The sequence below is a fragment of the Neisseria sp. P0013.S005 genome (assembly GCF_051958425.1).
GTDB lineage: Bacteria > Pseudomonadota > Gammaproteobacteria > Burkholderiales > Neisseriaceae > Neisseria > Neisseria subflava.
The window spans coordinates 1-235 of record NZ_JBQCVL010000100.1 but is presented as its reverse complement, the minus strand read 5'-3'; the positions used below and the strand labels follow the sequence as shown (position 1 = coordinate 235).

The 235-nt window shown below is 44.7% G+C and carries 1 protein-coding gene; it reads right to left on the bottom strand.

The window, feature by feature from the left end:
* On the bottom strand, window positions 1–132 hold a 132-nt coding region (locus ACTHTA_RS11655), incomplete at its 3' end, for an NGO_0222 family membrane protein (RefSeq protein ID WP_440379647.1).
* Window positions 133–235: the final 103 nt, after the last annotated feature.

The following is a 235-nucleotide window of genomic DNA, read 5'->3' as shown; positions in this document are numbered from 1 at the left end:
GGCAAACAGAAAGGCGGCAACGGCAAATTGTTTGCTGTGACTGCTTAGAAGATAAGCGCCCAACAGAATCAGTACGATCAACATCAGGGTAAACAGGGCAGTCAGGAGCAGATAGGCTTTTTGTCGGGTCATGGCAGCTTGGATAAGTGGTAAAAATGTTCTGATTATAACGTCAGATTGGGAATTTGAAACCATGCCGTATTCGTTAAAATGGCCGTCTGAATATTTCAGACGG